The organism is Streptomyces sp. NPDC002817, assembly GCF_053592055.1.
The window spans coordinates 1-5,645 of record NZ_JBSFUY010000085.1 but is presented as its reverse complement, the minus strand read 5'-3'; the positions used below and the strand labels follow the sequence as shown (position 1 = coordinate 5,645).

The 5,645-nt window shown below is 71.9% G+C and carries 1 protein-coding gene; it reads right to left on the bottom strand.

The features are described 5' to 3' along the window. Positions 1-5,581, bottom strand: a 5,581-nt coding sequence (locus ACWD3I_RS48900) for an SDR family NAD(P)-dependent oxidoreductase (protein WP_451084461.1), incomplete at its 3' end; no start/stop codon positions are given. Positions 5,582-5,645: the final 64 nt, after the last annotated feature.

The window sequence follows — 5,645 nt, the reverse complement described above, 5'->3', positions numbered from 1 at the left end:
ACGCCTCCGCAAACACCGGAAACGCCCCATACAACCCCCGACCCATCCCCAACCGCTGAGCCCCCTGACCCCCAAACACCACACCAACACGCACACCCTCACGCACCCGGCCGGTCACCACGTTTGCGGCGGGTCGGTCATCCGCCACGGCTGTCAGGCCGGCCAGGGCCTCGGACATGACATCGGCGGAGATGAGGGCGCGGTGTTCCAGGCGGGCGCGGGTACGGGTCAAGGAGACGGCCAGCTCCGGCAGGCCGGTCTCGGGTTTGTCCGACAGGAAGGCGGCAATGCGGCGAGCCTGATCGCGCAGTCCCTGGGCCGATCGTGCCGAGAGCACCACCGGCAGGGCGTGCGCGGGAGGGCGGCCGGCGGATGCCGGGACGGGAACGGATCCGTCAAGGGCCCTTTCCTGTGGCGTCTGTTGGGGTGCTTCCTCCACGATCACATGGGCGTTCGTCCCGCTGATGCCGAAGGACGAGACGCCCGCGCGGCGGACGCGGTCGCCGCGTCGCCACGGCCGTGTCTCGGTGAGCAGCCGGACAGCGCCGGCATCCCAGTCGACGTGCGGTGTCGGCTCGTCCACGTGCAGTGTCGCCGGAAGGATGTCGTGGCGCAGGGCCATCACGGTCTTGATCAGCCCGGCCATCCCCGCGGCTGCCGCGGCATGGCCGATGTTGGACTTCACCGAGCCCAGCCACAGCGGGCGGTCGGGGGCGCGACCGGCCCCGTACGTCGCCAGCAGTGCCTGGGCCTCGATGGGGTCGCCGAGGACGGTCCCAGTGCCGTGGGCCTCGACCGCGTCGATGTCGTCGTAGGAGAGTCGTGCGTCGGTGAGAGCAGCGCGGATGACGCGTTGCTGTGCAGGACCGTTGGGCGCGGTCATGCCGTTGGAGGCGCCGTCCTGGTTCACGGCGGAGCCGCGTACCACCGCCAGCACCCGGTGTCCCTTGGCGATCGCGTCGGAAAGACGTTCCGCGAGCACCAGGCCGATGCCCTCGGACCAGCCCGCGCCGTCGGCCGCCGCCGCGAACGACTTGCAGCGTCCGTCCGGGGCGAGACCGCCCTGCCTGCTGAACTCGACGAAGGCGATGGGCGTCGGCATGACGGCCGCTCCCCCCACGACGGCCATCGAGCACTCTCCGGCGCGCAGCGATCGCATGGCCAGGTGCAGCGCCACGAGCGATGACGAACAGGCGGTGTCCACAGTGATCGCTGGGCCCTCCAGGCCCAGCGTGTAGGCGAGTCGGCCCGAGGCGACACTGGTGGTGTTGCCGGTGCTCATGTAGCCGAGCAGGTCCTTGGGCACATCACGCACCTGCGTCCCGTAGCCGGACGGCACGGCGCCGACGAAGATGCCGGTCTGGCTGCTGCGCAGGGAGTCCGGGCCGAGACCCGAGCGTTCGGCGAGTTCCCAGGCTGCTTCCAGCAGCAGCCGCTGCTGCGGGTCCATGGCAAGGGCCTCGCGTGGTGAGATGCCGAAGAACTCGGCGTCGAAGTCGGCGATGTCGGACAGAAACCCGCCTTGCGCGGTGACCGAGGCCCCGCCGCTGCCGAGCGCGTCCAGGTCCCAGCCGCGGTCCGCGGGGAACTCGGTGATGGCGTCGCCGCCGGAGACCACCAGGTCCCACAGTGCCTCCGGCGAGTCCACGCTGCCCGGATACCGGCAGGCCATCGCGATCAGGGCGATCGGCTCGGCCTCGTCCGCGGTAGCCGCGCCGGTCGTGGGCGCGTCGGGCGCGGAGGCGGTGGTACCGGACAGTTCGGACCACAGATGGCTGGCCAGCGCCTCGGGAGTGGGATGGTCGAAGGCCAGAGTGGCCGGCAGCCGTCGGCCCAGATCGGCCGAGAGCCGGTTGCGCAGTTCGACCGCGGCCAGCGAGTCGAACCCTGCCTCGCGGAAGGTACGGCCGGGGGGAACGGACGTGCCCGGGGTGTAGCCGAGCACCGTGACCATGTGTCCGACGACCAGATCGAGAGTGCGCCGACGCCCCTCGTGCTCCGGCAGCCCTGCCAGCCGTCGTACCGCGTTGCCGCCGGTCTCCGCGGTGGAGGATCGTGGCTCGGCCGCACGGCGCACGGGTTCCCGCAGCAGGCGCCCGCACAGCGTCCTGAGCGCGGAGCCCTCCGGCTGTTTCGCGACCGCGTCCGTGTCGAGGCGGACCGGCACCAGGATCGGCTCGTCTGTACGGCACGCGGCGTCGAAGGCGGCCAGGCCCTGGTCGTCGGAAAAGGGCAGCAGCCCGCCCCGGGACATCCGGGCCAGCTCAGCCTCGGTCAGCGCCCCGGTCAGGGCGCTGGCGGGCTGCCAGTGACCCCATGCGAGGGACAGGGCGGGCAGCCCCTGGGCGCGGCGGTGGGCGGCCAGGGCGTCCAGGAACGCGTTGGCCGCCGCGTAGTTCCCCTGGCCGGGGCTGCCGACCACGCCGGCGGCCGACGAATACAGGACGAACTCGCTCAGCCCTCGGTCCCGGGTGACTTCGTGCAGGTGCACGGCGGCGTCCAGCTTGGGGCGCAGCACGCGGTCGATCCGATCAGGGTTCAGGGCCGCGACGGTGGCGTCGTCGAGGACTCCGGCGGCGTGCACGACCCCGGTCAGCGGCAGGTCGGCGGGGACGTCGTTCAGGAGCTCTTCGAGCTGGGTGCGGTCGGCGACATCGCATTCCGCAACGGTCACCCGGGTTCCCAACTCTTCCAACTCGGCCTTGAGTTCGGCGGCTCCCGGGGCCCGCAGGCCTTGGCGGCCGCAGAGCAGGAGGTGGGGTACGCGGTGGTGGGCGGCCAGATGCCGGGCGACCAGGCCGCCGAGCGTGCCCAGACCGCCGGTGACGAGGACGGTGCGCGAGTCCGTCCAGGGGCGGCGCGGCACGGTCAGCACGAGCTTGCCGACGTGCTGCGCCTGGCTCATCTCCCGGAACGCGTCCCCCGCCCGGCGTATGTCGCGGACGCTCACGGGCAAGGTCTCCAGCTCTCCCGCTTCGAGCAGGCCGACGATCCGACGTAACAGGGCGCCGAGAACGTCGGGACCGGCATCAGCCATCAGGTCGAACGCCCGGTACCGCACGCCGGGGTGGGCAGCGGCGATCTGGTCGGCGTCACGCAGGTCGGTCTTGCCCATCTCCACGAACGTGCCGCCGTGCGACAGCAGCCGCAGGGACGACTCGATGTACTCCCCCGTCAGGGAGTTGAGCACGATGTCAATGGTCGGGAAGCGGTCGGCGAACGCGGTCGTGCGGGACGAAGCGATGTGGTCGTCGTCGAGGCCCAGGGCCCGCAGCGCGTCCCATTTCCCTTCGCCGGCCGTGCCGTATACCTCGGCGCCCAGGTGACGGGCGATGCGGACGGCAGCCGTACCGACTCCGCCGGCGGCGGCGTGCACCAGCACCTTGCTTCCGGCGGCGAGTCCTCCCAGGTCGACCAGGCCGTACCAGGCGGTCAGGTACGCGACCGGGACCGAGGCGGCGCGTTCGAACGACCAGCCGTCCGGGATGAGGGTGAGCAGGCGGTGGTCGGTGACGGTTCGGTCGGCGAAGGCCGTCGGCATCAGTCCGAGCACCCGGTCGCCGACCGCGATCCCTTCGACGCCCTGTCCCACGGCGGTCACCACGCCGGCAGCCTCGCTGCCCATGCGTCCGCCACCGGGGTACATGCCCAACGCCAGCAGTACGTCGCGGAAGTTCAGTCCTGCGGCCCGCACCGCGACGCTGACCTGGCCGGGGCCGAGGGGCTCGTGCTGTTCCTCGGACGTGGAGAGGAGCGCCAGGCTCGTCAGCGTGTCGGCACTTCGGGTGGACAACTCCCAGCCGTCGTGTGCTGGCAGCGCGAGGCCACCGCCGGCGCGGGCTCGGCGCAGGCGCGGCGTCAGGAGTGTGCCGGCCCGGACGGCGATCTGCCGCTCCCCTGAGGCAACCGCGGCGGCAAGCGAGGCGGCGTGCCCGTGGTGGCTGTCCTCGTCGAGGTCGACCAGGACGATCCGGCCCGGGTGTTCGGACTGCGCGCTGCGCAGCAGGCCCCAGACGGGGGCGTGCGCGAGGTCCGCCACGTCGTCGCCCGGTCCGGCCGCCACCGCCGAGCGTGTCACGACGACCAGGCGTGCCGCGGTCCTCGCGTCATCGGCGGTCCACGCGCGGACCAGCTCCACCGCGTCGGCGAGGAGTGCGCGCGCCGCGCCGACCGGTCGGCGGTCGACGCACGCCGCGACGACGAGCTCCGCCGATGCCGGCACATCGGCCAGGGATGCGGCCACGCTACAGCCCAGGTGCAGCTCGTCGCCGCCGAGGGTGGTCCAAGTATCGGTAGCGGTGGCTGAGTCGACCTGTCCGACCGGCTCCCAGTCCAGACGGAAAAGGTTCTCGTCGTCGCGGTCGGCCACGAGGGAACCAGCGGTCACCGGCCGGACCACGACCTTCTCCACCGAGGCGACCGGACGGCCGGACAAGTCGGTCACCAGAACGGAGATCGCGCCGTCGGTGGCGTCGCCGCACTCCGCGACACGCACCCTCAGCGCTGCCGCGCCTGCCGCGTGGAGCGCCACGCCGTTCCAGGAGAACGGCAGCCGGACCCGGCCGTCGTCGCCGAAGAAGCCGCCGAACCCGCTCGCCTGGAGCGCGGCGTCCAGCAGTGCGGGGTGCACTCCGAACCGGGATGCTAGTAGGAGCTGTTCCTCGCCCAGTGCGACTTCGGCGTACACCGCGTCGTCATGGCGCCAGGCCGCACGCAGCCCCTGGAAGGCGGGGCCGTATGTGTATCCCGCCTCCGCTGTACGGGCGTAGAAGTCGTCCAGGTCGATCGGCGTGGCGTCCGGCGGGGGCCAGGTCTCCAGTCCCGGCGGGCTGTCTGGCGGCTCTTCGGTCAGGACGCCGACCGCGTGCCGGTGCCAGGTCTCCCCCAGAGCGTCGTCGGAGCAGGCGGACACGGTCAGCGTGCGTCGACCGTCCTCGTCCCTCGCGCCGATGCGTACCTGGACGAAAGCGCAGCCGTGATCGGGCAGTACCAGGGGTTGTTGCAGGGCCAGTTCCTCGACCTGCGCGCAGCCGACCTCCTCGGCGGCGCGCAGCGCCATCTCGAGAAAGGCCGCACCGGGCAACAGCGCCTTGTCGAGCACCGCGTGGTCGGCGAGCCATGAGTGGCTGTAGCGGGAGAGCCGCCCGGTCATGACGTACTCGTCGGTGTCGGCCAGCCGGATCGCGGCGCCGAGCAGAGGATGGTGAGCCCCGCGCACGCCCGCGGCGCCCACCCAGTCGGTGGGGACGCTGCCGATGCCGCCCTCCAGCCAGTAGTGGCGGTGCTGGAAGGCGTATGTGGGCAGATCCACCGCCCGCGCGCCTGTGCCCTCGAACACAGGAGACCAGTCCACGTCCACGCCCCGCACGAACACCTCGGCCAACGAGGTCAACAAGCGAGAGACACCACCGTCACCCCGGCGCAGAGTCCCGGTCACCACCACATCCGACAGCCCGGCCGTCTCCTCCACCCCCACCGTCAACACCGGATGCGGGCTCACCTCCGTGAACACCCTGTTCCCCCGCCCCAGCGCGGTGCCGATCGCGTCCTGGAAACGCACCGTCCGACGCAGGTTGCTCACCCAGTACTCCGGATCCAGCCCGGCCGTGTCCAACACCTCCCCAGTGACACTGGAGATGAACGGG